The sequence below is a fragment of the Stagnihabitans tardus genome, assembly GCF_009925085.1.
Classification (GTDB): Bacteria; Pseudomonadota; Alphaproteobacteria; order Rhodobacterales; family Rhodobacteraceae; genus Stagnihabitans; species Stagnihabitans tardus.
On sequence record NZ_JAABNR010000001.1, the window covers coordinates 20,859 to 45,722 of the forward strand.

The following is a 24,864-nucleotide window of genomic DNA, read 5'->3' on the forward strand; positions in this document are numbered from 1 at the left end:
GCTTGGCCCAAATACTCCCTTGCGACCGCCCCGCAAGCGCCTAGCCGAACAATTCCCGCGCGAACTCCAGGGCCTCCACCAGGGCATCGACCTCATCCAGCGTGTTATACATCGCGAAAGAGGCGCGGCAGGTCGCCCCCACCCCCAGATGGCTCATCAAGGGCATGGCGCAATGCGTCCCCGCCCGAACCGCGATGCCCTTCTTGTCGAGGATGGTCGAGATGTCATGCGCATGGGCCGCGCCCTGCATGGTGAAGGAGAAAATCGCCCCTTTGGTCGCCGAATCGCCCTGCACATTCAACCAGTTGAGCCCCCGGAGCCGCTCGCGCGCATAGTCGCGCAGGGCCAGCTCATGGGCCGCGATACGCTCCATGCCGATGCCCATCATGTAGTCGATCGCCACCCCAAGCCCGATCTGTTGGACAATCCCCGGCGTCCCCGCCTCGAACTTCATCGGAGGGTCGTTCCAGGTCACCGCATCGCGGGTCACCTCGCGGATCATGTCGCCACCGCCGAGGAAGGGACGCATCTCCTCCATCCGCTCGCGGCGGATATAGATGCAGCCCGAACCCGAGGGCCCGTAAAGCTTGTGGCCCGTGACCGCGTAGAAATCGGCGCCCAGGGCCTTCACATCGACGGGCATATGGACGGCGGCCTGAGAGCCATCGACCAAGACCGGCACGCCCTGTGCATGGGCGCCCCTCACGATGGCGGCCACGTCCACCACGGTGCCCGTGACATTCGACATATGCGTCACCGCCACCAGCCGCGTGCGGGGCCCGATGGCCGCGATCATCGCCTGAGGGTCAAGGTCGCCGTTCTGATCACACTCCACCCATTTCAGCACCACCCCCTGCCTTTCCCGCAGGAAATGCCAGGGCACGATATTGGCGTGATGCTCCATCACCGAAAGGACGATCTCATCCCCCGGCTGCAGGCGCGGCGCGGCCCAGGCATAGGAGACCAGGTTGATCCCCTCGGTCGAGCCGGTGGTAAAGACGATCTCCTCCTCGTCGGCGCCCAGAAAGCGCGCGAGCTTGCCCCGCACGCCCTCATAGGCCTCGGTCGCCTCGGTCGACAAGGTATGCAGACCCCGGTGGACATTGGCATAGCCCTGGCGATAGGTGCGGTTCATCGCCTCGATCACCACTTCGGGCTTTTGCGCCGAGGCGCCGTTGTCGAGGTAGACCAGGGGCCGCCCGTTCACCCGCCGCGACAGGATCGGGAAATCGGCGCGGATGGCTGCGACGTCATAGGCTTCAGACATGTTGCACCGGAAGGGTCAGGAAGAAGAGGACCGCAAGCAGCAAGGTCACCGCGATGCCCGTGGCGATGATCCCCCCGAAGACCTTGCCGACCGAGGCAAAGCCATGGAGCGCGGCGGTGAAGTGGCTGAGCAGGAAGAAATACGAGAAGATGGTGAAAAGCGCCACCGGCAGGGCCACGATGGGCAGGGTCAGGGCCAGAAACAGTTGCACCAGCTGCAAGAGCGTCATGATAACCTGAAGCCAGGCCATCAGGATCAAGGTCTCGGGCCAGGTGCCCTTGCCGCCGAAGAGGCGGCCAACCCGGTGCATCAGGAAACAGGTAAAGACCGTCCCCGCCAGTTGAAACCCCGCAAGCCCCAGGGGTGAGGCCATCAGGTCGAGCATGGGTTTGAAGGCCGCCTCGAAGGCCGCCATGGCCGCCGCCTGGTCCTCGGTCGGCGGCACGGTGCCCCTTGGCATCCGGTCGCTGATCATCTGCGCCAGCGAGGACATCAGGCTGCCGATCACCGCCGTCAGCCCGAGGGCCATGAAGGCCTGGGAGCGCGGCAGCCCGAGCCGCATCAACCACCGCGCAGTGTCCTGCGGATGGTCATAGCTTTGATGCAAGAGACGCAACACCGCGTTCAGGTTCATCGGCTTTCCACTTCGCGCAGCATGACGCTGTAAAACCCCAGGAAAATCAGGAAGACGCCCAGGCCCAGAAAGGGCGTCGCCGGGCTGTCGGCCGCCATGGCCCGCACCAGGCCATAAAGAAGCAGCGCCGGAGTCGTCGTGACCAGCGCCCAGAACAGCGCCAGCCGCCCGTCGTAAAAGCCTCCCGTCCCCCCCATCAGCTTGGCGGTCAGGTGACCAACCGCCGCCAAGAGGTAAAAGACCGGCACCGAGACCAGGGCGCCGAAACAGGCGGCCAGGATATAGGGCGGCAGAGGCTTGGCCTCGATCACGGCCTGGCGCGCGAGGAAGGGCGCGACCGAGACCATGGCCAGGAGCAAAAAGACGAAGAGCAGCGCGAAGAGGAAGCTTTCCGACCGCGCCCGCGCCTGGTGCCGCCGGATCACCCGACGCGGGGCTTTCCAGCTTTCGACGATATCGCGCGTCAGGGGCATCAGTCTTCGTGCCTCTCCAACCAGGATTCCAGCCTGGCGCGGATGTCTTCGGCGATGGCCTCGTCTTCGATCTCGGCAATGGAATCGGCAAGGAAGGCCAGGACCAGAAGGCTTTGCGCCCGCCGCTTGGGCACGCCGCGCGACCGGAGGTAATAGAGCGCCGTTTCGTCGATGGCGCCGGAGGTGGAGCCATGGCTGCACTTCACGTCATCGGCATAGATCTCGAGCTCGGGCTTGGCGAGGAACTGACTGTCCTCGTCCAGGAGAAGGCTCTGGCTGATCTGGTAGCCATCGGTCTTCTGCGCGCCGGGCTTGACCAGGATCTTGCCCTGGAAGACACCGACCGCGCCGTGTTTCAGCACTTTCTTGAAAACCTGGCGGCTTTCGCAGGCCACGGCGCCATGGGTGATGAAGACCGTGTCGTCGTGATGGAAGGCGCCATCGCCCATGGCCGCGCCTGCGACATGGGCGCGGGCCTCGTCGCCCGCAAAGGTGATCACCGCCTCGTTGCGCGTCAGGATGCCGTTCGCCGAAAGGGTAAAGCTCTTGAAGAGCGACTTGGCGCCGAGCCGGGCGAAGATATGGGTCACCGCGCGCCGCTCATGGTCGCGGCCCTGGGCGCGGATGTGGTGGAAGCGGGCGCCGTCGGCGACCTCGACCTCCAGCACCTTGTTGAACCGCGCCGCCGCCGGGCCGTTTTCCAGAAGCGTCAACTCGGCTCCGGGATCAAGGCTCACGCAGTGGTGGAGCATCGCGTCCGAAGTCTCTGATTTATGGATGTAAATCAGGCTGACAGGCTTGGCCGCCCTGCCCGTCACCCGGATCAGCACGCCATCCGTGGCAAAGGCGGTGTTCAAGGCCGCCAGGGGACGGGCGACCGGGCTTTGCCCCAGGGCCTCCAGCACGCCATAGGCGCCCTCTGCCCAGGGTGCAGGCGCGGCCAGGCGCGAGATCTCGACGCCGGCAAGGGTCAGGTCATCGGACAGGTCCGGCGCGAAGACGCCATCGACGAAGGTGATCTTCAGCCGGTCGATTGCATCGAAAAGCGGGGCCTCGTCGCGCGGGTCGAAGACCGCGGCCTTGGGGGCCTGGGGCGCCACCAGCGAGGCGGGATCGGTATAGCGCCAGTATTCGTCGCGGCGATGCGGCAGACCCGATGCGCCGACGCGGTCCAGTGCGCGCGCCCGCGCCTCGGGCAAGGAGGCCTGGGCGGTCAGCGCGCCGAGCCGTGCGGCCAGCGCCTCGGCCTTTGGAGCGATCAGTCCCATCAGACCACGCCCTCCAGGAGATCGGCGTAACCGTTGTTTTCGACTTCAAGCGCCAGCTCCGGCCCGCCGGTCTTGATGATCCGCCCCGCCGCCATGATATGCACGACATCCGGCTTGATATGGTCCAGAAGCCGCTGGTAATGGGTGATCACGAGGAAGCTGCGGCCCTCGGACCGCAGGGCATTGACGCCCTCGGACACGAGCTTCATCGCATCGACATCAAGCCCCGAATCCGTCTCATCCAGGATGCACATCTTGGGCTCCAGGATGGCCATCTGCAGGATTTCGTTGCGCTTTTTCTCGCCGCCCGAGAAGCCGACGTTCACCGGGCGCTTCAACATCTCGGCGTCGATCTTGAGGGTCTTGGCCTTTTCGCGCACCAGCTTCAGGAAATCGCCCGCGCTGATCTCTTCCTCGCCGCGCGCCTTGCGCTGCGCATTCAGCGCGGTGCGCAGGAAGACCATGTTGCCCACGCCCGGGATTTCCACCGGGTATTGGAAGGCGAGGAAGAGCCCCGCCGCCGCGCGCTCTTCGGGCTCCATCTCCAACAGGTCCACGCCATCCAGCGTTGCTTCGCCCTCGGTGACCTCATAGCCCTCGCGGCCCGACAGCACATAGGACAAGGTCGATTTGCCCGACCCGTTCGGCCCCATGATCGCATGGACCTCTCCGGCGCCGATCTTCAGGTCGACCCCCTTGAGGATCTGCTTGTCTTCCGCTTCAAGTTTGACGTGCAGGTTCTTGATTTCAAGCATGATTTCCTCAGGAGACAGTAACAGCGGTGCCGGAAGCCGACACCATGAGCATGGAGTCACCGATGACCTCGTAATCGAGGTCAACGCCGACGACGGCATTGGCGCCAAGCGCGCGGGCCTGGGCCTGCATCTCGGCCAGGGCGGTTTGCCTTGCGTCTTGCAGCTTGGTTTCATAGACGCCCGAGCGGCCGCCGACGATATCGGTGACCCGGGCGAACATGTCGCGCACGATATTGGCGCCCATGATCGCCTCACCCACCACGATGCCGTGATAAGCGGTGATGCGGCTGCCTTCGACGCTGTCGGTTGTGGTGACGATCATCCGACCGACCCTTCCAAAGAGATGGCGACGAGGTTCTGCGCCTCCATGGCGAATTCCATGGGCAGGGCCTGCAGGACCTCGCGGCAGAAACCGTTGACGACCAGCGCCACGGCCTCTTCCTCATCCATGCCGCGCGAGCGGCAGTAGAAGAGCTGATCCTCGTCCACCTTGGAGGTGGTCGCCTCATGCTCGACGCGGGAGGAGGCGTTCTTGACCTCGATATAGGGCACCGTATGGGCGCCGCATTTGTCACCGATCAGCAGGCTGTCGCATTGGGTATAGTTGCGGCTGTCCGAGGCTTTCGGGTGCATGGACACCAGCCCCCGGTAGGTGTTCTGCGCCCGGCCCGCCGAGATGCCCTTGGAGACGATGCGCGACTTGGTCCGCTTGCCGAGGTGGACCATCTTGGTCCCGGTATCGGCCTGCTGGGCATTGTTGGCAATCGCAATCGAGTAGAACTCGCCCTGGGAGTCATCGCCCCGCAGGATGCAGGACGGATACTTCCAGGTGATGGCCGAGCCGGTCTCGACCTGCGTCCACATCACCTTGGCCCGCGCCTCGCGGCAATCGGCGCGCTTGGTGACGAAGTTATAGATGCCGCCCTTGCCGTTCTCGTCGCCCGGATACCAGTTCTGGACGGTGGAATACTTGACCTCGGCATCCTCCAGGATGACGATCTCGACCACCGCCGCATGAAGCTGGTGCGTGTCGCGCTTGGGGGCCGTGCAGCCCTCAAGGTAGCTCACATAGGCCCCCTTGTCGCAGACGATCAGCGTGCGCTCGAACTGGCCGGTGTTCTCGGCATTGATGCGGAAATAGGTCGAAAGCTCCATCGGGCAGCGCGTGCCCGGCGGGATATAGACGAAGGAGCCATCCGAGAAGACGGCCGAGTTCAAGGTCGCAAAGAAGTTGTCGGAAGGCGGCACGACGCTGCCCAGATACTTCCGCACCAGCTCCGGATGTTCCCGCACCGCCTCCGAGATTGAGCAGAAGATCACCCCCGCCTTGGCCAGCTCCGCCTTGAAGGTCGTCCCCACGGACACCGAGTCAAAGACCGCGTCCACCGCGACCTTGCGCTCGCCCGTATCCTCGACGCCCGCCAGAAGCGCCTGTTCCTTCAGCGGAATCCCCAGCTTCTTATAGGTCGCCAGCAGTTTCGGGTCGACCTCGTCCAGCGACTTCGGCTTCACCGCCATGCTCTTGGGCGTGGCGTAGTAATACTGGTCCTGGTAGTCGATCGCCGGATAGTCCAGCATCGCCCAATGCGGCTCCTCCAGCGAGACCCAGCGCCGATAGGCCGCCAGCCGCCATTCCAGGAGCCACTCGGGCTCCTGGTTCTTCGAAGAGATCAGCCGGACGATATCCTCGTTCAGCCCCTTCGGCGCATAGTCCATCTCGATCTCGGTGGACCAGCCGTATTTATAGGCGCCCATGCCCGCGACCGTTTCGATGGTCTCGCGGTCCACGCCCTCGCGGACTTCCAGATCGGCCATGTCACATCCCTTTCATGCGCGACGAGACAGAACCCGCCGGTATTCCCGCCCCCAGACCTCGGCAAAGCGCAGGACCTGGTCTTCCGTCACATCGGGCCCCAAGGAGATGCGGATCGCCTGACCCGCCAGCTCTTCGGAATGGCCCATCGTCTTCAACACCCGGCTGGCGCGCACCTTGCCACTCGAGCAAGCCGACCCGGCCGACACAGCAAAGCCCGCAAGGTCCATGGCCATGACCTGCGTCTCGCCCTTCCAACCGGGGGCAATCAGGCAGATCGTATTGGGCAGGCTTCGCGCGCTATTCCCGACGGAAATAGTATCAAATCCCAGCGCTGCCAAGGCCTGATTTAGAGTCTTTCTAACTTCGGCCACCCGCTCCCAGACCCCATTGGCCAAATCCCTGGCCGCAGCCTCTGCCGCCGCCCCGAAACCAGCTATACCGATGAGGTTTTCCGTCCCCGCCCGCCGCCCCATCTCCTGGCCACCGCCGCGCAACACGGGCGCCACATCCAGCCCCTGGCGCAGAACCAGGGCGCCAACCCCCTTGGGCCCGCCCAACTTGTGGGCCGAAACCGCCCCCATCTGGCAGCCCAGCCAGTTGAAGGCCAGGGGCAGCTTGCCAAAACCCTGCGTCAGGTCAGAAAACCCCAGGCCCTCGGGCAGGTCCTGCACGATCCCGGTCTCGGAATTGGCCAGCTGCAAGGCCGTCCGCGCAGGCTCTGTCACCGTCACCAGGCCACCCGGGGCCGCCAGCGACACATCGCACCAGCTTGAGACCGCGTCATGCTCGATCCCCGAGCAAGCAAAGCCCCTTCCGCCCAGGGCCATGGCGCAAGCCTCCGTCGCGCCAGAGGTAAAGACCACATCCGCCCCCTCCGCCCCCAGCGCCGCCGCCACCTGAGCCCTTGCCCGCTCCAACAGCCCGCGCGCCGCCCGCCCCTCCTGGTGCACGGACGAGGGATTGCCCATCACATCCATGGCCGCGACCATCGCCGCCCTTGCCTCCGCCCGTAAAGGCGTCGTCGCATTCCAGTCAAGATAGACGCGCATCTTCGTCTTTCATCTTTTCATAAATATCCCACGGGGGTCCGGGGGTGTGAAACCCCCGGCTTTCTAACGGGTCCGGGGGTGTGAAACCCCCGGCGCTGTCCGCCTACTCGTCGACCACAGCAAAAAGCTGCGGCACCGCCGGGCAAGGCCGCATCTCGTTGCGGATCACATCCGACAGCCGCGTCTGGTGCAAGAACACATAGACATGGGCCGAGAGCCCCTCCCAGAGCCGGTTCGTCAGCGACTGCGCCCGGGTGCCGGAGACCGCCCCCGAAGCCCCCGCCCCGGTGTGCAAGGCGTCCACCGTCTCCTCGACCGCCTCCAGCACCTCCGAGACCCGGATCTCGACCGGCGGCCGCGCGAGGCGGTAACCCCCGCCCGGCCCCCGCACCGCCTCGACCAGGCCCGCCCGGCGCAGTTTCACAAACAACTGCTCCAGGTAGGGCAAGGAGATATCCTGCCGCTTGGCGATCTCGGCCAGGCTCATCAGCTCCTCCGCCCCCCTGCCCTTGGCTTCCGCCAGCGCCAGGTCGGCCAAAGCCACCATCGCGTAACGTCCCTTGGTCGAAAGCTTCATCCTGCCCCTCCGATGCGGCCAAATCACCGACGGCCATTGACGCAAAGCCCGGGCTCCCTTACCTGAAAGCCCAAGCCCCATCCCGGACACCCGGTTTGGAATGGTTCTAAATTATCCGACCGAATTCGTCAAGAATTGGTCATCAGGCGAGGTCACATGCCCGAGGTTATTTTCGCCGGTCCCGAAGGCCGTCTCGAAGGCCGCTACCATCCGCAAAAGGAAAAGGACGCGCCGATCGCCATCGTGCTGCATCCCCATCCGAACTACGGGGGGACGATGAACAACAAGGTCGTCTACAACCTGCACTATGCCTTCTACAACCTGGGCTTCTCGGTCCTGCGGTTCAACTTCCGCGGCGTGGGGCGGTCCCAGGGCGAGTATGACATGGGCATCGGCGAGTTGTCGGACGCGGCCTCGGCGCTGGATTACCTGCAGTCCATGAACAACAACGCCAAGCATTGCTGGGTCGCGGGCTTCTCCTTCGGCGCCTGGATCGGCATGCAGCTTCTGATGCGCCGCCCGGAAATCACCGGTTTCATCTCGGTGGCGCCCCCCGCCAACCTTTACGACTTCTCCTTCCTCGCCCCCTGCCCGGCGTCCGGCCTGATCATCAACGGCTCCGCCGACAAGGTCGCGCCTCCCAAGGACACGACCGCCCTGGTGAACAAGCTGCACGAACAGAAGGGCATCACCATCACCCATGAGGTCATCGAGGGCGCCGACCACTTCTTCAAGGACGACGAGCTTTACATGAAGCCGATGATCGAGAGCGTCTCGACCTATGTCCGCCGCCGCCTGACCGAGGTCACGCGCTGATGTCGGTCGTCGAGGAACTGGGCGATGCCTTGGCCCGCGACGTGATCGAGGCGATGGAGAAGCTGGGCGACGACCGGCTGTTCGACAAGCTGGCCAAGGTGGTGGGCGACGGCTCGCCCACGCTTCTCGAGGCCTTCACCACGGCCTACCGCGTCCGCATCGCCGAAAAACGCTCGCGCAAATGGCTCGAGGCCGCGCTGAAGGCGGGCCGCGCGGCCGAGCCCCTGTGATTTGGCCGCTGTGATCTGGGCCGGGGGAAACCCCGGCCTTTTGCTTTCAGGATGCCCTCATGACCGCCTCTGAGACCGATGACCGCCTGTCCGCCCAGTTCGCCTTCCTGAACGAGGCCGACCGGCTGAAGAGCGTCCTGCGCGCCACGACCTTGGTCGATGGCAGTCGCCGGGAGAACTCCGGCGAGCATTCCTGGCACCTGGCGCTTTACGCCATGACGCTGGCCGATCAGGCCGATCCGGCCGTGAAGATCGACCGGGTGATCCGCATGCTCCTCCTCCATGACCTCGTGGAGATCGACGTGGGCGATGTGCCGATCCATTCCAAGGGCGGCACGGCCCATGGCTCCACCGACACCCAAGAGGCCGAGGCCAAGGCGGCGGATCGCATCTTCGGCCTCCTCCCCCCCGACCTCGCAGCCGAGTTCCGCGCGCTTTGGGACGAGTTCGAAGCGGCAGAGACCCCCGACGCGCTCTTCGCCAAAAGCCTCGACCGCGTGCAGCCCGTCATGGCGAACCTGATGTCCGGCGGCGGAACCTGGGTGGAGTACGAGGTGACCTCCGAGCAGTTGGACCAGAGGGTCGGCTCCAAGATCGCCAAGGGCGCGCCTCGGCTTTGGGACTGGGTGCGCGCCAAGACACGGGCCTGGTTCGAACCATGAACCGCGCGGGCTTCCTGGCCCTGCTTCTGGCCGCCAGCCTGATCGCCCTGGCCGGGATCAACTGGACCTTTACCGATTGGCAGACCTGCATCCGGGAAGACCGCCACATCGGCCCCGCGCTTTGGATGCTGGTGACCCCGCAGCAGCCTGCTTGGACCAATCTCTTCGTTCTGCTGCCCGCCCTGCCCCTGGCCCTTCTCGCGCTGGGCCCCAAACAGCCCGACCGCGCCGCCTGGGTCGCAGGCTTTTGCTTCATCGGCTTCCTGCTTTGGCTCTTTAGCCACCCGGGGGCCTATCATTCTTGCGACCGAAAGGGAGATGACGGCTTCTTTCTGCTCATTCCAGCGCTTTTCGTCTCCCTTGCCCTGACCTTTGCCGCAGCCCTGTTCCGCGCCGTCACCCATGCGCGGCGTGGCGAAAATTAAACGGTATACCTTCGCATACCGACTTTCTTTTAGCCCCGATTTCGCTTATGCAGAACCCAAGCGAATCCCCCAACCCAAGGTGCTTTCATGACCAAGATCAAGGTGGCCAACCCCGTCGTCGAACTCGACGGCGACGAGATGACCCGGATCATCTGGGACTTCATCAAGCAAAAGCTGATCCTGCCCTACCTGGATATCGACCTGAAGTACTACGATCTGGGCATCGAAGAGCGCGACCGCACGAACGACCAGATCACGATCGACAGCGCGAACGCCATTAAGCAATACGGCGTAGGCGTCAAATGCGCGACCATCACGCCGGATGAGCAGCGGGTCGAGGAGTTCGGCCTCAAGCAGATGTGGAAGTCGCCCAATGGCACGATCCGCAACATCCTGGGCGGCGTGATCTTCCGCGAGCCGATCATCGCCAAGAACGTCCCCCGCCTGGTCCCCGGCTGGACCAAGCCCATCGTCATCGGCCGCCATGCCTTTGGCGACCAATACCGCGCGACCGATTTCCACTTCCCCGGCGCGGGCAAGCTCACCATGAAATTCGTCGGCAACGACGGCACGGTGATCGAGAAGGACGTCTATTCGGCCCCCTCCGCCGGCGTCTACATGGGCATGTACAACCTGGACGACTCGATCCACGACTTCGCCCGGTCCTCGTTCAACTACGGTCTGCTCAAGGGCTGGCCGGTCTATCTCTCGACCAAGAACACGATCCTCAAGGCCTATGACGGCCGCTTCAAGGATATCTTCGCCAAGGTTTACGCCGAAGAGTTCGAAGACAAATTCAAGGCGGCGGGCATCCATTACGAACACCGCCTGATCGACGACATGGTCGCCTCGGCGATGAAATGGTCGGGCGGTTATGTCTGGGCCTGCAAGAACTATGACGGCGATGTGCAATCCGACACCGTGGCCCAGGGCTTCGGCTCCTTGGGCCTCATGACCTCGGTCCTGATGACGCCCGATGGCAAGATCGTCGAGGCCGAGGCCGCCCACGGCACCGTCACCCGCCACTACCGTCAGCACCAGAAGGGCCAGCAGACCTCGACCAACTCGGTCGCCTCGATCTTCGCCTGGACCGGGGGCCTGAAGCACCGCGCGAAACTGGACGACAATGCGCAGCTGATGCGCTTTGCCACCACGCTGGAGAAGGTCACGGTCGATTGCGTCGAGGATGGCTGGATGACCAAGGACCTCGCTCTCCTGGTCGGCCCCGATCAGAAGTGGCTGACGACCATGGGCTACCTGGAGAAGGTGGACGAATACCTGAACAAGGCCCTGGTGGGGTAACGGTGCGCTGAAGCGCACCCTACCCTGCCCCCAAAGACCCGGAGTCACGACCCCGGGCTACGTGGCGGCATCAGAGTGACAGACGACAGGGGGCGCAGCCGCGACACGGGTGCGCCCCCTTGCATTTCATCTTTTCCCAAATATCCCCGGGGGAGGGCCGGAGGGGCCGGCAGCCCCTCCGGGCGGGTCACAAGCGAAACCTCTGGCCTTTCGCGCCTCGCCCGTGTAAGGCGCGTGCAACCGCAGCATATTTGAAAGCAGGCCCCCCGATGGAGCTTCGCAACATCGCGATCATCGCGCACGTTGACCATGGCAAGACGACCCTCGTCGACGAGCTTCTGAAACAATCCGGCGCCTTCCGCGAAGGCCAACAAGTCTCCGAACGGGCGATGGACAGCAATGACATCGAACGCGAACGCGGGATCACCATCCTGGCGAAATGCACCTCGGTCGAACACAACGGCGTGCGCATCAACATCGTCGACACCCCCGGCCACGCCGACTTCGGCGGCGAGGTCGAACGCATCCTCTCGATGGTGGACGGCGTCTGCCTCCTGGTCGATGCGGCCGAGGGCCCGATGCCCCAGACCAAGTTCGTGCTGGCCAAGGCGCTGGCGCTGAACCTGCGCCCCATCGTGGTGCTCAACAAGGTCGACAAGCCGGATGCCGAGCCCGACCGCGCGCTGAACGAGGTCTTCGACCTCTTCTCGAACCTCGGCGCCAGCGACGAGCAGCTCGATTTCCCGCATGTCTATGCCTCGGGCCGTTCCGGCTGGGCCGATACGGAACTCGACGGCCCGCGTCAGAACCTGGACGCGCTCTTTGACCTGATCGTGGCCCATGTCCCCTCGCCCAAGCAGCAGTCCCGCGCGGGTGAGCCCTTCCAGATGCTGGCGACGACCCTTTCCGCCGACCCTTTCATCGGCCGCATCCTCACGGGCCGCGTCGAGGCCGGCACACTGAAGGCGGGCACCACGCTGAAGGCCCTGTCGCGTGACGGCGAGCGGCTGGAGCAGTTCCGCGTCTCCAAGGTCCTGGCCTTCCGGGGCCTGGGCCAGCAGGCGATCGAAGAGGCCGTGGCGGGTGACATCGTCACCATCGCGGGCATGTCCAAGGCCACCGTGGCCGATACGCTTTGCGACCTGTCGATCGACACCGCCATCCCCGCCCAGCCCATCGACCCGCCGACCATCACGGTCACCTTCGGCATCAACGACTCGCCCCTGGCAGGTCGCGACGGCAACAAGGTGCAGAGCCGCGTCATCCGCGACCGCCTGATGAAAGAGGCCGAAGTCAACGTCGCCATCAAGATCGCCGATACCCCCGGCGGCGAGGCTTTCGAGGTCTCGGGCCGTGGCGAACTCCAGATGGGCGTGCTGATCGAAAACATGCGCCGCGAGGGCTTCGAGCTCTCGATCTCGCGTCCCCGCGTGATCATGAAGGACGTGGACGGCGTGCGCCATGAGCCGGTCGAAGAAGTGACCGTCGATGTCGACGACGAATATTCGGGCGCGGTCATCGACAAGCTGACGGGCGAGCGCAAGGGCGACCTGGTCGAGATGAAGCCCGCGGGCGTCGGCAAGACCCGGATCATCGCCCATGTCCCCTCGCGGGGCCTCATCGGCTACCAGGGCCAGTTCCTGACCGATACGCGCGGTACGGGCGTGTTGAACCGGATCTTCCACGGCTGGGTGCCGCACAAGGGCCCGATCCAGGGTCGGCGCCAGGGCGTGCTGATCTCGACCGAGGCCGGGATCTCGGTGGCCTATGCTTTGTGGAACCTCGAAGACCGCGGCAAGATGTTCATCGGCCCGCAGGAAGCGGTCTATGTCGGCATGATCATCGGCGAACATTCGCGCGACAATGACCTCGAAGTGAACCCGCTGAAGGGCAAGAAGCTGACCAACGTTCGCGCCTCGGGCACCGACGAAGCGGTCCGCCTGACGCCCTTCCAGCGCATGTCGCTGGAAGAGGCCATCGCCTATATCGACGATGACGAGCTGGTCGAGGTGACGCCCAAGGTCATCCGCCTGCGCAAGCGCCTGCTCGATCCCAACGAGCGCAAGCGCGAGAGCCGCAAGGACTGACGGCCCAAGGCTGGGGCTCTGCCCCCGCGCGACCGGTTTGTCGAAGCGGTCGCGCAACCGGAATGTTTGTGCAAGTCTGAAGTGAAAGCGGCGCCTTCGGGGGCCGCTTTTGCATGACTGCGGGCGGAGGGGGCGCTGCCCCCGGCTTCGCCCCCCCGGAATATTTGGGCCAAATTGAAAGCAGCGGGCGGGGGTGATCCTTGGCGAGGGCAGATAGCGGGAAGGGCAAGGTGGCCTTTGCGGCGGGTGATGCTGCGCAGGCCTGGTTGCGGCAATAAAACCGAAAAGCCTGACGCTTGGCGCCGCGCTCTCGCCAAAGGGCGCCTCGGCCCCCTTTCATCTGTTCCAATATATCCCGGAGAAGAGGCGAAGTCCCGGAGGCAGCGCCCCCTAGGCGGCCTCGGCGCAGCGGCAGGGATAGAAGGGTTCGACCTTCACCTCGGGGCCCTTGAAGGTGCAAAAGGAAGCGGGCGCGATTTCGGTCCAACCCTCTTGATCGTCTTCCAGCGGCTCGGAGACCACGGCCATGCCCCCCCTCGTCTCGGAGTAGCGGTGGTAAAGCGAGGGCGCACGGTCGTCGGTCGCATATCTTACGGCGTAAAGCGTCGTGCCATCCGACAGGGCCGCCGTCATGCGCAGATGCGGCAGGCTTCCCTTGGCGCGGGCCAGCTTGATGAACCGGGCCGAGGCACGTTCCAGCGCGGCGCGGGGGTCGGCCTCCAGCCCCTCGGCGAGCGCGACGAGGAAGATCGCCTCGCTGTCCGTCGCCCCCTTGCGCGAGTGGTAGAGGCTGTCCGGGATCAGCATGTCGGCATCGCGGCGGAAGGTCTCATAGCCGCCGACCTGGCCATTGTGCATGAAGCTGAAGCGGCCATGCACGAAGGGATGGCAATTGTTGCGGCTGGTGGCCGTCCCGGTCGAGGCGCGGACATGGGCGAGGAAGAGCCCGGATTTCACCTGGGCCGTCAGGCTTTTCAGGTTCGGGTCGCTCCAGGCCGGGTGGACGTCGCGGAAGAGCCCGGGTTCGGGCCGCTCGCCATACCAGGCGACGCCGAAGCCATCGGCATTGATCGCCGTATGGGTCTGGGTCGCGTTATGGCTTTGATGGATCAGCGAATGCCCCGGACGCGAGATGATCTCGTCCAGGAAGATCGGTTCACCGGTATAGGCGGCCCAGCGGCACATGGGAGGCTCCTTTGGGCCCAGTCTGCGGCCCAAGGGGTTAAGAAATCGCTGTGATGCCTGGGCCGCCCTGTCGGCGGCCCGGGGTCATTCGGCGGCCTCGACCACCACCAGGTCCCGCGCCGCCGCCCCCTGCGCATGGACCAGCGCCGCCTGGTAGGCCAGGGAGTGATAGCACTCCACCGCCGCTTCCAGGCTCGGGAAGATCGCGACCACGTTGCGGGCGCGGTCTTTGCCCTCCAGCTGCACGTAACGACCCGCGCGGGCGAGGAACTTGCCACCATGGGCCGCGATGGCCTCGGTGGCGCCGCGCGCGTAAAGCGCGTAGCGCTCGGGGTCGGTCACTTCGACATGGGCGATCCAGAAGGCTTGCGGCATTTACGCCTCCAATGCGGCGGTGACGGCGGCCAGGGCGGCCGGGGCGAGGGCGATATCGGCGCCGCCACCCTGGGCCATGTCGGGACGGCCACCGCCGCCCTTGCCGCCCAAGGCTTCGACCGCCGCCTTGGCCAGGGTCACGGCGCTGATCCGTCCGGTCAGGTCATTGGTCACCCCCGCAGCCACCGCGGGCTTGGCCCCGGTGTCGGCGATCAGCACCACGGCGCCCGAGCCCAGTTGCGCCTTGAACTGGTCGATCAGCGCCGGCAGGTCCTTGCCCGAGACGCCCTGCAGCACCTGCGCGATGACCTTGATGCCGCCGATCTCCTTGACCTCGACCCCCGCGCTGCCGCCCGTGGCGAGGTCGCGGCGGAGTTGGCCCACCTCCCCCTGCGCGGCCTTCAGATCGGCCTTCAGCTTCTGGACCTTGGCCACGAATTCCTCCGGGGCGGAGCCAAGCTCGCGGCCGAGGGCCTCGAGGATCGCCGACTGGCGGCGCAGGTCTTCCAGGATGGCGGGGCCGGTCAGGGCCTCGATCCGGCGGACGCCCGCCGACGACGCGCTTTCCGAAACGATGCGGAAACCGCCGATCTCGCCCAGGCGCGTCACATGGGTGCCGCCGCAGAGTTCAAGGGAATAGGTCTTGCCGTCCAGACCCTTGCCCGAGCCGAGCGCCTCACCCATGGAGACCACGCGGACTTCCTCGCCGTATTTCTCGCCGAAGAGCGCCTGTGCGCCGAGCGCGCGGGCGGCGTCGGGGGTCATGACGCGGGTCTCGACGCGGCCATTCTGGCGGATGATGGCGTTGACCTCATCCTCGACCTTGGCGATTTCCTCCGCCGACATGGCGGTCGAATGGGCGAAGTCGAAGCGCAACCGGTCGGGGGCATTCAGGCTGCCGCGCTGGGCGACGTGAGACCCGAGCGCGTTGCGCAAAGCCTCGTTGAGGAGGTGGGTCGCGGTGTGGTTGGCCTCGATCTTGGCGCGGCGGGTGTGGGCGACCTCCAACTGGGCGGGTTGGCCCTTGGCGACCTGGCCCTCGATGACGCGGCCCACATGCATGAAGACGCCCTGGGATTTGCGGGTGTCGGTGATCTCGACCAGGCCGGTCTGGGTGCGGATGAAGCCCGCATCGCCGACCTGGCCGCCGCTTTCGGCGTAGAAGGGGGTCTGGTTGACCACGACCTGCACGGCCTCGCCCGTCGCGGCCGAGCCGATGGCCGCCCCGTCGCGCACCAGTGCCAGGATATTGGCCTCGGCGGTCTCGGTGTCATAGCCGAGGAATTCGGTGGTGCCATGGGCCTCGGCCAGTTCGAACCAGATCTTGGCGTCCTTGGCCTCACCGGTGCCGACCCAGGAGGCGCGGGCCTTCTGGCGCTGTTCGTCCATCGCGGCCTCAAAGCCCTGAACGTCGACCTCGCGGCCCTTTTCGCGCAGGGCGTCCTGGGTCAGGTCGAGGGGGAAGCCATAGGTGTCGTAAAGCTTGAAGGCGGCCGCGCCCGGCAGGGCTCCACCCTCGGGCAGGCGGGCGAGTTCGTCGTCCAGAAGGCGCAGGCCCCGGTCGAGCGTCTGGCGGAAGCGGGTTTCCTCGAGCTTCAGGGTTTCCTCGATCAGCGTCTGCGCACGGGTCAGTTCCTGATATTGCGCGCCCATCTGGCGGACCAGGGCGGGCACCAGGCGGTGCATGACCGGGTCTTGGGCGCCCAGCATATGGGCATGGCGCATGGCGCGGCGCATGATGCGGCGGAGCACATAGCCCCGGCCCTCGTTCGAGGGCATCACGCCATCGGCAATCAGGAAAGAGGTCGAGCGCAGGTGGTCGGCAATGACCCGGTGATGGGTCTTGCCCGCGCCATCGGGGTCGGAGCTGGTCGCATGGGCCGAAGCCTCGATGAGGTTGCGCATCAGGTCGGTGTCGTAATTGTCATGCTTGCCCTGCAGGAGAGCCCCGATCCGCTCCAGCCCCATGCCGGTGTCGATCGACTGCATCTCCAGCGGTTTCAACGTGCCATCCGCGAACTGCTCGTTCTGCATGAAGACGTTGTTCCAGATCTCGATGAAGCGGTCGCCATCCTGATCGGCGGAACCGGGCGGACCGCCCCAGATCTTGTCGCCATGGTCGAAGAAGATCTCGGTGCAGGGGCCGCAAGGCCCCGTCGGCCCCATGCGCCAGAAGTTGTCGTCCGAGGCGATGCGGATGATCCGGTGATCCGGCAGGCCCGCGATCTTCTTCCAGTAACCGGCGGCCTCGTCATCGGTGTGATAGACCGTGACGCAGAGCTTGTCGGCCGGGATGTCGAAACCCTTGGTCAGAAGCTCCCAGGCGTAGGAAATCGCCTGTTCCTTGAAATAGTCGCCGAAGGAGAAATTCCCAAGCATTTCGAAGAAGGTATGGTGGCGCGCGGTATAGCCCACGTTGTCGAGGTCATTGTGCTTGCCCCCCGCCCGCACCGACTTTTGCGCCGTGGTGGCGCGCTTGTAGTCGCGGGTCTCGACCCCGGTGAAGCAGTTCTTGAACTGCACCATGCCCGAGTTCGTGAACATCAGCGTCGGGTCATTGCGCGGCACCAGGGGCGAAGACTCCACCACGCGGTGATCGTTCTTCTCAAAGAACCCAAGGAAGGTCGAGCGGATGTCGTTCAGCGAGGGCATATGGTCCCATTTCCTGCGGCTTGGCGCCAGGTGTTGCGGCGCGCGGAGTGGTAAATCGAGAACCGTTTAGCCCCATGCGGGGGGCCTGTCCACCGGATATGAAAAGGGCGGCCCAATCCGGGCCGCCCTTTGACCGAAAGGAAAAACCTTTGCCCCTGTGAGGCCGAGGCTTGGCCGATCTCAGTCCTCCATCACTTCGGCCTTGTCCTCGGGCGACATGGACAGATCAAGCCCCGAGGCATTGCGGATGCGGTGCTCGATGTCGGCTGCGACCGAGGGGTTGGACTTCAGGAAGATCTTGGCATTCTCACGCCCCTGCCCGATGCGCTCGTCCTTGTAGGAATACCAGGAGCCCGACTTCTCGACGATGCCCGCCTTGACGCCGAGGTCGAGGATCTCGCCGGTCTTGGAAATCCCCTCGCCATACATGATGTCGAATTCGACCTCCTTGAAGGGCGGGGCGACCTTGTTCTTGACGACCTTGACGCGGGTGGCGTTGCCGGTGACCTCGTCGCGGTCCTTGATCGAGCCCGTGCGGCGGATATCCAGGCGCACCGAGGCATAGAACTTCAGCGCATTGCCGCCGGTGGTGGTTTCGGGCGAGCCGAACATCACGCCGATCTTCATGCGGATCTGGTTGATGAAGATGACCATGGTATTGCTGCGCCCGATGGAGGCCGTCAGCTTGCGCATGGCCTGGGACATGAGGCGCGCCTGGGAGCCCATCTGCATGTCGCCCATATCGCCCTCGATCTCGGACTTGGGCACAAGGGCTGCGACCGAGTCGACCACGATGACCGAGACCGCGCCGGAACGGACCAGGGTATCCACGATCTCCAGCGCCTGCTCGCCCGTATCGGGCTGGGAAATCAGAAGTTCATCCAGGTTGACGCCCAGCTTCTTGGCATAGGACGGGTCCAGCGCATGTTCGGCATCGACAAAGGCGCAGACGCCGCCCTTTTTCTGCGCCTCGGCCACGCAATGCAGCGTCAGCGTGGTTTTGCCCGAGCTCTCCGGCCCATAGATCTCGATGATCCGGCCCTGCGGCAGGCCGCCGATGCCAAGCGCGATGTCCAGCCCCAGGGAGCCCGTCGAGGTCGCCTCGACATCCATCACCGAATTTTCCTGCCCGAGCTTCATGATCGAGCCCTTGCCGAACTGCCGCTCGATCTGAGCCAGCGCCGATTCCAGCGCCTTCGCCTTTTCGGCGTCCTTCTTGTCCATGCCGCGTTTTCCGTCCAATTCGAAGAGGTTTGCCACTGCCATCGTCGTCCCCTTATGCCCGAGCCGCAGATGCGCGGCAATCTGATGATCCACCGCAAGGCTGCGGCATGCATGGTCGATGTTCCTGACCTGTTCTCACCTTGTTAAGCACAAAAGTGGAACATTTCAATCGAATTCGATAGGTTCAGACTTGCGGAAGATTGGTTAAAGAATGGTTTAAGTTTCCGGCCGGAGGGGACGAATCTGCGAAGTCCTGCAAATTTCCGCGCCGAAGCTGCAAAAAACACCCCTCCCGAGCTTGCAAGAGCAGGGCACCAGCCCTGCCCCGCCAAGGGATTGCGCCCCGTCGCCCGATTTTTCGCAGAAAAATCGGCTCCCGGTCGCGGGGGGCGGATTTTCTTCGAAAATCCGTCAACGGCGACCAAACTCCGGGCATCTTGCCCCAGGACTGCCCCTTCTTCCGGCCAAGCCCTGGCGCCCGGCACACCGATTTTTCGCAGAAAAATCGGCCTCCGGTCGCGGGGGACGGATTTTCTTCGAAAATCCGTCAACGGCGACCAAACCTACCCCCTCAGACGCCGGATCAGGGAGGATGTGTCGCCCCGCCCACCGCCCATGGCCTGGACCTCCTGGTAGAATTGGTCGACGAGGGCCGTCACGGGCAGGCTCGCCCCGACCTCCGATGCCGCCTCGAGGCAGATCTTCAGGTCCTTGCGCATCCAGTCGACCGCGAAACCGAAGTCGAACTTGCCCTCCAGCATGGTCTTGTGACGGTTCTGCATCTGCCAGGACCCCGCAGCCCCCTGGGAGATCACCTCGACCACCGCCGCGCCATCCATCCCGGCCTTCTCGCCAAAGGCCAAAGCCTCGGACAGGCCCTGCACGAGCCCCGCGATGCAGATCTGGTTCATCATCTTGGCGATCTGCCCCGCCCCGCTCTCGCCCAGCCGCCGGCGGATCCGCGCATAGGAGGCCATGACGGGCTCGGCCGCGGCATAATCCGCCTCCGTGCCGCCGCACATGATCGACAGGGCGCCGTTCTCCGCCCCCGCCTGCCCGCCCGAGACCGGGGCATCGACAAAGCCAAAGCCCAGGCCCGCAGCCTCGGCCGAAAGTTCGCGCGTCACCTTGGCCGAGACCGTGGTGTGATCGACGAAGACCGCCCCCCGCGCCATGCCCGCAAAGGCCGCCCTTGCGACCTGTCGCAGGTCGTCGTCATTGCCCACGCAGGCCATGACGAACTCCGCCCCGCGCGCGGCATCGGCGGCCGAAACCGCGACCGCGCCGCCATGCCGCGCCCCCCAGGCCTCGGCGCGCGCCGCCGTCCGGTTCCAGACCGTGACCTCATGTCCCTTGGCCACCAGGTGCCCCGCCATGGGGAAGCCCATGACCCCCAAGCCCAGAAATGCCACCTTCGCCATCACGGCCTCCCCAATTGTGCGATCCTTGCTTTCCGACTAGAGGAAGAACCGCCAGAAACGTCAAGCAGACCCAAAGAGGACGCACCCCATGCTGACCGCCTTCCGCTGGACGCTGCGCGGCTTCATCGCCCTGATCGGCCTGGGGCTCCTGGCCCTTCTGATCCTGTATTACTTCCTGTCGCGCTCTTTGCCCGATTACGCCGCCACCTGGGAGGTCCCGGGAATCGCCGCCCCGGTCGAGATCGTGCGCGATGCCAATGCCATCCCCCATATCTTCGCGGCCAGCGACACGGATGCCTATTACGCCCTGGGCTTCGCCCATGCCCAGGACCGGCTTTGGCAGATGATGCTGATGCGGCGGACGGCGCAAGGGAGGCTGTCGGAGATCTTCGGCACCCGCACGCTGAAGACCGACGAGCTTCTGCGTCGGCTTGATCTTTACACCCTGTCGCTCTCTTCGGTGGCCGTGCAGGATGATTACACCAAGGCGGCGCTGCAGGCCTATGCCGATGGGGTCAATGCCTGGATCGGCCAGGTCAACGCAAACGCCCTGGGACGCGGCGCACCGGAGTTCTTTCTCTTTCCCGCCCAGATCGACGCCTGGGCGCCGGCCGATTCGCTGGCCATCATCAAGCTGATGGCGCTGCAGCTCTCGGGCCATCTGGACAACGAGGTCCTGCGGGCCGAGCTCTCCCAGACCATCTCTCCCGCAAGGCTGCGCGACCTTCTGCCCGATGTGACGGGCCCCGGCATCGCCGCCCTGCCGCAATATTCGCAGCTGATGCCCGGCCCCTATGGCAGCCCTTTGCCAGAGGCGCGCCGCGCGACGCTGGACCTGCCGCTCTCGCCCTTCCCCTCCGCCGATATGGCGGGGGCGTCGAATGCCTGGGCCGCCTCCCCGGCGCGTTCGGCCGCCGGGGGCTCGCTTCTGGCCAATGACCCGCACCTGGGCTTCACCGCGCCCTCGACCTGGTACCTGGCGCGCCTCAGGCTCTCCACCGGCGACGTGATCGGCGCCACGATCCCCGGCATGCCCCTTGTCCTCCTGGGCCGGTCCGAGAAGCTCGGCTGGGGCCTGACCTCCTCCTACCTGGATGACCAGGACGTGGTGATGGAGAAGGTCAACCCCGCGAACCCCGAGCAATACCTGACGCCAGAGGGCCCCAAGGATTTCACCTCCCGCCGCACCATCATCCAGGTCAAGGATGCCGCCCCCGTCACCATCACCCAAAGGTGGAGCGAGAGCGGCCCGATCCTGCCCGGGGCGCATTACGACCTGGGCACGGTGACCCCCGCCGGTGCGGTGCCCGCGCTGGAATGGACGGCGCTGGACGGCGCCGACACGACGATGAGCGCGGGCTTGCGGCTGATGCGGGCGCAAAGCGTCGAGGAGGGCCTGGCCGCGATGGAGGGTTTCGTGGCCCCCAGCCAGAACCTGATGCTGGTCGATGCTTCCAACATCGCCATGCAGCTCGTGGGCAAGATGCCGATGCGCGACCCGGCCCATGCGACCCAAGGCCGGATGCCCGCCCCGGGCTGGCAGGGCAAGAACCGCTGGACGGGCTATTTCCCCTATGCCGAGAACCTGCGCGTCCTGAACCCCGCCGCTGGCCTGATCGGCAATACCAACAACAAGATCGTGGATGCGCCCTTCCCGCGCCATGTCTCCTTCACCTGGGGCGACACCCAGCGCATCCAGCGCTGGCTGACGCTGATGAAAACCCGCGAGGTCCATACAAGGTCCTCCTTCATGGAGGCGCAGCTCGATACCGTCTCCCCCACCCTGCGCACGCTTCTGCCCCTGATCGGCAAGGACCTCTGGTTCACCGGGGAGCCCGCCGTCCAAGGAACGCCCGAGCGCCAGAGGCAGGATGCCCTGACGCTTCTGGCCGCCTGGAACGGCGAGGAGAACGAGCACCTGCCCGAGCCGCTGATCGCCGAGGCCTGGCTGCGGGCGATCCAGGCGCGGCTGATGCGCGACGAGGTGGGCCCGCTCGCCGACCAGTTCCTGCGCCCCGCGCCCGAATTCATCGAGCGGGTCTACCGCAACACCGATGGCGCCTCGGTCTGGTGCGACGTGGTGCAATCGGCCGCCGTCGAAAGCTGCTCCGAGATCGCGAGGCTCGCGCTGGACGATGCGCTCCTGGGCCTCTCCGAGACCTATGGGCCCAAGATCGAGAGCTGGCGCTGGGGCGATGCCCATGAGGCGGCCCATGACCACCCGGTCCTGGGCGAGGTCCCGATCTTGCAGTATTTCGTGAACATCCGCCAAAGCACGAGCGGAGGGGACTTCACCCTGATGCGCGGACGGACGGTGGGAACGGGCGAGACCCCCTACGAGAATGTCCATGGCGGCGGCTATCGCGGGGTCTATGACTTCGCCGACCCCGAGAGCTCGGTCTTCGTGATTGCCACGGGGGAGTCAGGCCATCCCCTGTCGCGGCACTACGACGACCTGTCCGAACTTTGGCGGAGGGGCGAATATGTCCCCATGACACTGGACCCGCAATTGGCGCGGGCCGGGGCGGTGGGGGTCACGACGCTGGTGCCCGCGCCCTGAGCGGGAAGATTGGGGGGCCAAATTTGGGGGGATTGCCATCCCCCCCGGGCCGTCGGTCCTCGGACCAATGGCGGACCTCCGGCCCACCCCCAGCCCGGAGGAGGCTGCGCCCCCTCCGGACCTCCCGCGACATGTTTTCGCGCATTTGGGCCAGTTTGAAAGCGCAAGGGCATAAGGCTTTCGCCTCTTTCATACTTCCCCAAATATCCACGGGGTTTCCAAAGGGGCCGTGGCCCCCTTTGGTTGGAGGGTGCAGGGGGCGAAAGCCCCCCGCTCGGGCGGGCACAGCACGGGCCTCCGCAGGAGGAACGGGCCAGCCCGCAACCCAAAGTCGCAGGGGAGGCGCTGCCTCCCCTCGGGCTGCGCCCTCACCCCTCCGGGATATTTGGGCCAAGGTGAAAGGGAAAGAACCGATCATCGCGGCACATTCGGCCTTGGAACGAGCGCCTGGACCATTGAACCATCAGCGCCGCCGCCCTGGTCCCCATGCCGCGGAGCTTGGCAAACACCTCCAAAACAAAAAGGCGCAAAGCTCACGCCCCGCGCCCCTTTCATACTGGCTCAAATATCCACGGGGGATCCAAGGGGGAGCGTGCTCCCCCTTGGTTGGGGGGTGCGGGGGGCGAAAGCCCCCCGCTTTCCGCGGCCGAAGGGGCATCGTCCGTCAGGACGTGGCCCCCCGGCCGCAACACTTACCCCAGGGCATAGCCTGCGCCGCGCACCGTGCGCAGCGGGTCGTCACCACCGAAGGCGCAGAGGGCTTTCCTCAGACGACCGACATGGACATCCACCGTCCGGCTGTCGACATAGATATCCCGACCCCAGACGCGGTCCAGGAGCTGCTCGCGCGAGAAGACGCGGCCGGGTTTCTCCAAAAGCGTTGACAGAAGCCGGAACTCGGTCGGGCCAAGCTTCAGCACCTCGCCCGCGCGGGTCACGCGGTGGGTCTCGGGGTCGAGCCGGATGTCCTGCCATTCCAGCGCCAGGCCGAGCGTCGCGGGGCGCACGCGGCGCAGTTGCGCGCGCAGACGGGCCATGAGCTCGACCACCGAATAGGGCTTGATCACATAGTCATCCGCCCCGGTCTCCAGACCCCGCACCCGGTCGACCTCTTCCGACCGGGCCGAGAGCATGATGATCGGGATGCCCCGCGTCTCCGGGCGCAGCTTCAGGCGGCGGCAGACCTCCAGGCCCGAGACATGCGGCATCATCCAGTCCAGGAGGATCAGGTCGGGCGCCGCCTCGGAGACCAGCTCCAGCGCCTCTTCGCCATTGGTCGCGCGCTGCACCACGAAGCCCTCGGCCTCGAGGTTATAGGCCAGGACCTCGCGCTGGGCGGGCTCGTCCTCGACCAGGAGAACCACGGGCTGGGCCATCAGTCCTTCCCCATGTTCACCGAATCCGCCTTGGGACGCGGCTCGGAGGGCATCTGCCCGGTGGCGAGGAAGATCACCTGCTCGGCAATCGTCGTGGCATGGTCGCCCACGCGCTCGATGTTCTTGGCGATGAAATGCAGATGCATGCAGGCGGTGATGTTGCGCGGGTCTTCCATCATATGGGTCAGGAATTCGCGGAAGAGCGCCGTGTACATGTGGTCCACGTCGCGGTCCTGCTGGCGCACCGAGGCCGCCAGTTCGACATCGCGGTGGATGAAGCTGTCCAGCGCGTCCTTCAACAGCAGCCCAACCTGCCGCGCCATGCGGCGGATCGAGGCCGTGGCGCCCTCGACCACATGCATCTGGTTCAGGACCAGGCTGCGCTTGGCGAGGTTCTTGGCGTAATCGCCGCAGCGCTCGAGGCTGGCTGCGATCTTCATCACGGTCAGCACGACCCGCAGGTCGGTGGCGGCCGGCGCCCGCGTCGCGATGAGGCGCAGGCATTCGTCATTGACCTGGACCTCCAGCGCGTCGATGGCGCCGTCCTGGGCGCGGACGCGTTCGGCCATGGCCTCGTCGCGGGTTTCCAGCGCGGTGGCCGCATCGGCCAAGGCGGCCTCCACCAGGCCCCCCATCTTGACGACGAGCGCCTGGATGCCCTCGAGGTCGCGGTCAAAGGCCGAGGCGATGTGACGTTCGGTGTTCATGTT

Annotated in this window: 23 protein-coding genes; 7 read left to right on the forward strand and 16 right to left on the reverse strand. The window is 65.4% G+C overall.

Annotated features, from left to right (window positions below):
* Nucleotides 1-40: 40 nt before the first annotated feature.
* The 9 genes from GV832_RS00120 to iscR form a co-directional block, all read right to left on the reverse strand.
* On the reverse strand, nt 41-1,267 hold the full coding sequence (locus tag GV832_RS00120) for a cysteine desulfurase (RefSeq protein WP_168772790.1): 1,227 nt from the start codon (nt 1,265-1,267) through the stop codon (nt 41-43).
* A complete protein-coding gene (locus GV832_RS00125) occupies nt 1,260-1,901 on the reverse strand; it encodes a Yip1 family protein (protein ID WP_168772791.1) in 642 nt (213 codons plus the stop codon). The genes GV832_RS00120 and GV832_RS00125 overlap by 8 nt, the downstream gene beginning before the upstream one ends.
* A complete protein-coding gene (locus GV832_RS00130) occupies nt 1,898-2,374 on the reverse strand; it encodes a hypothetical protein (protein ID WP_168772792.1) in 477 nt (158 codons plus the stop codon). Before GV832_RS00130 ends, GV832_RS00125 begins: the two co-directional genes overlap by 4 nt.
* Nucleotides 2,374-3,642: a SufB/SufD family protein gene (locus GV832_RS00135; protein WP_168772793.1), complete on the reverse strand. Its 1,269-nt coding sequence runs from the start codon at nt 3,640-3,642 to the stop codon at nt 2,374-2,376. Before GV832_RS00135 ends, GV832_RS00130 begins: the two co-directional genes overlap by 1 nt.
* Nucleotides 3,642-4,397 carry a Fe-S cluster assembly ATPase SufC gene (gene sufC, locus GV832_RS00140; RefSeq protein ID WP_168772794.1) on the reverse strand — a complete coding sequence of 252 codons (756 nt, stop codon included), beginning with the start codon at nt 4,395-4,397 and terminating at the stop codon, nt 3,642-3,644. The genes GV832_RS00135 and sufC overlap by 1 nt, the downstream gene beginning before the upstream one ends.
* Before the next feature lie 7 nt (nt 4,398-4,404).
* A complete protein-coding gene (locus tag GV832_RS00145; protein WP_168772795.1) occupies nt 4,405-4,719 on the reverse strand; it encodes a YbjQ family protein in 315 nt (104 codons plus the stop codon).
* Nucleotides 4,716-6,212, reverse strand: coding sequence for a Fe-S cluster assembly protein SufB (gene sufB / locus GV832_RS00150; RefSeq protein ID WP_168772796.1), 1,497 nt, complete (start codon nt 6,210-6,212; stop codon nt 4,716-4,718). Before sufB ends, GV832_RS00145 begins: the two co-directional genes overlap by 4 nt.
* Before the next feature lie 12 nt (nt 6,213-6,224).
* Nucleotides 6,225-7,262, reverse strand: coding sequence for a cysteine desulfurase family protein (locus tag GV832_RS00155; RefSeq protein WP_168772797.1), 1,038 nt, complete (start codon nt 7,260-7,262; stop codon nt 6,225-6,227).
* 103 nt (nt 7,263-7,365) lie between these two features.
* Nucleotides 7,366-7,839, reverse strand: a complete 474-nt coding sequence (gene iscR, locus GV832_RS00160) for a Fe-S cluster assembly transcriptional regulator IscR (RefSeq protein ID WP_168772798.1) — start codon at nt 7,837-7,839, stop codon at nt 7,366-7,368.
* Between the two features lie 156 nt (nt 7,840-7,995).
* On the opposite strand from iscR, the gene GV832_RS00165 reads away from it, so the two are divergent.
* From GV832_RS00165 to typA, 6 genes are all read left to right on the forward strand, one after another.
* Entirely contained in the window at nt 7,996-8,655 is a 660-nt protein-coding gene (locus tag GV832_RS00165) for an alpha/beta hydrolase (protein ID WP_168772799.1), read from the forward strand.
* Complete coding sequence (locus GV832_RS00170; protein ID WP_168772800.1) at nt 8,655-8,885, forward strand: hypothetical protein; 231 nt, start codon at nt 8,655-8,657, stop codon at nt 8,883-8,885. The genes GV832_RS00165 and GV832_RS00170 overlap by 1 nt, the downstream gene beginning before the upstream one ends.
* A gap of 59 nt (nt 8,886-8,944) precedes the next feature.
* Nucleotides 8,945-9,547: an HD domain-containing protein gene (locus tag GV832_RS00175; RefSeq protein WP_168772801.1), complete on the forward strand. Its 603-nt coding sequence runs from the start codon at nt 8,945-8,947 to the stop codon at nt 9,545-9,547.
* On the forward strand, nt 9,544-9,972 hold the full coding sequence (locus GV832_RS00180; protein ID WP_168772802.1) for a hypothetical protein: 429 nt from the start codon (nt 9,544-9,546) through the stop codon (nt 9,970-9,972). The genes GV832_RS00175 and GV832_RS00180 overlap by 4 nt, the downstream gene beginning before the upstream one ends.
* An 87-nt stretch (nt 9,973-10,059) precedes the next feature.
* Entirely contained in the window at nt 10,060-11,274 is a 1,215-nt protein-coding gene (locus GV832_RS00185; protein WP_168772803.1) for an NADP-dependent isocitrate dehydrogenase, read from the forward strand.
* Nucleotides 11,275-11,543: 269 nt separating this feature from the next.
* Nucleotides 11,544-13,361, forward strand: a complete 1,818-nt coding sequence (gene typA, locus GV832_RS00190; protein ID WP_168772804.1) for a translational GTPase TypA — start codon at nt 11,544-11,546, stop codon at nt 13,359-13,361.
* Between the two features lie 390 nt (nt 13,362-13,751).
* Here the strand turns inward: typA and GV832_RS00195 are convergent, their stop codons facing one another.
* The 5 genes from GV832_RS00195 to GV832_RS00215 form a co-directional block, all read right to left on the reverse strand.
* Nucleotides 13,752-14,546, reverse strand: a complete 795-nt coding sequence (locus tag GV832_RS00195; RefSeq protein WP_168772805.1) for a class II glutamine amidotransferase — start codon at nt 14,544-14,546, stop codon at nt 13,752-13,754.
* An 84-nt stretch (nt 14,547-14,630) separates the two neighbouring features.
* Nucleotides 14,631-14,921 carry a DUF1330 domain-containing protein gene (locus GV832_RS00200; RefSeq protein ID WP_168772806.1) on the reverse strand — a complete coding sequence of 97 codons (291 nt, stop codon included), beginning with the start codon at nt 14,919-14,921 and terminating at the stop codon, nt 14,631-14,633.
* Nucleotides 14,922-17,573, reverse strand: coding sequence for an alanine--tRNA ligase (gene alaS / locus GV832_RS00205; RefSeq protein WP_168772807.1), 2,652 nt, complete (start codon nt 17,571-17,573; stop codon nt 14,922-14,924).
* A 180-nt stretch (nt 17,574-17,753) separates the two neighbouring features.
* The gene (gene recA / locus GV832_RS00210) at nt 17,754-18,839 is read right to left on the reverse strand and encodes a recombinase RecA (RefSeq protein ID WP_168772808.1); all 1,086 of its coding nucleotides are present in this window, start codon (nt 18,837-18,839) and stop codon (nt 17,754-17,756) included.
* 521 nt (nt 18,840-19,360) lie between these two features.
* Nucleotides 19,361-20,218 carry an NAD(P)-dependent oxidoreductase gene (locus GV832_RS00215; RefSeq protein ID WP_168772809.1) on the reverse strand — a complete coding sequence of 286 codons (858 nt, stop codon included), beginning with the start codon at nt 20,216-20,218 and terminating at the stop codon, nt 19,361-19,363.
* An 88-nt stretch (nt 20,219-20,306) separates the two neighbouring features.
* Here GV832_RS00215 and GV832_RS00220 point away from each other — a divergent pair, with 88 nt between their 5' ends.
* Entirely contained in the window at nt 20,307-22,778 is a 2,472-nt protein-coding gene (locus GV832_RS00220; protein ID WP_168772810.1) for a penicillin acylase family protein, read from the forward strand.
* 692 nt (nt 22,779-23,470) lie between these two features.
* Here the strand turns inward: GV832_RS00220 and phoB are convergent.
* Nucleotides 23,471-24,154 (reverse strand): phosphate regulon transcriptional regulator PhoB, encoded by a 684-nt coding sequence (gene phoB, locus GV832_RS00225; RefSeq protein WP_227754150.1) that lies wholly within the window; start codon nt 24,152-24,154, stop codon nt 23,471-23,473.
* Entirely contained in the window at nt 24,154-24,861 is a 708-nt protein-coding gene (phoU, locus tag GV832_RS00230; protein ID WP_168772811.1) for a phosphate signaling complex protein PhoU, read from the reverse strand. Before phoU ends, phoB begins: the two co-directional genes overlap by 1 nt.
* Nucleotides 24,862-24,864: the final 3 nt, after the last annotated feature.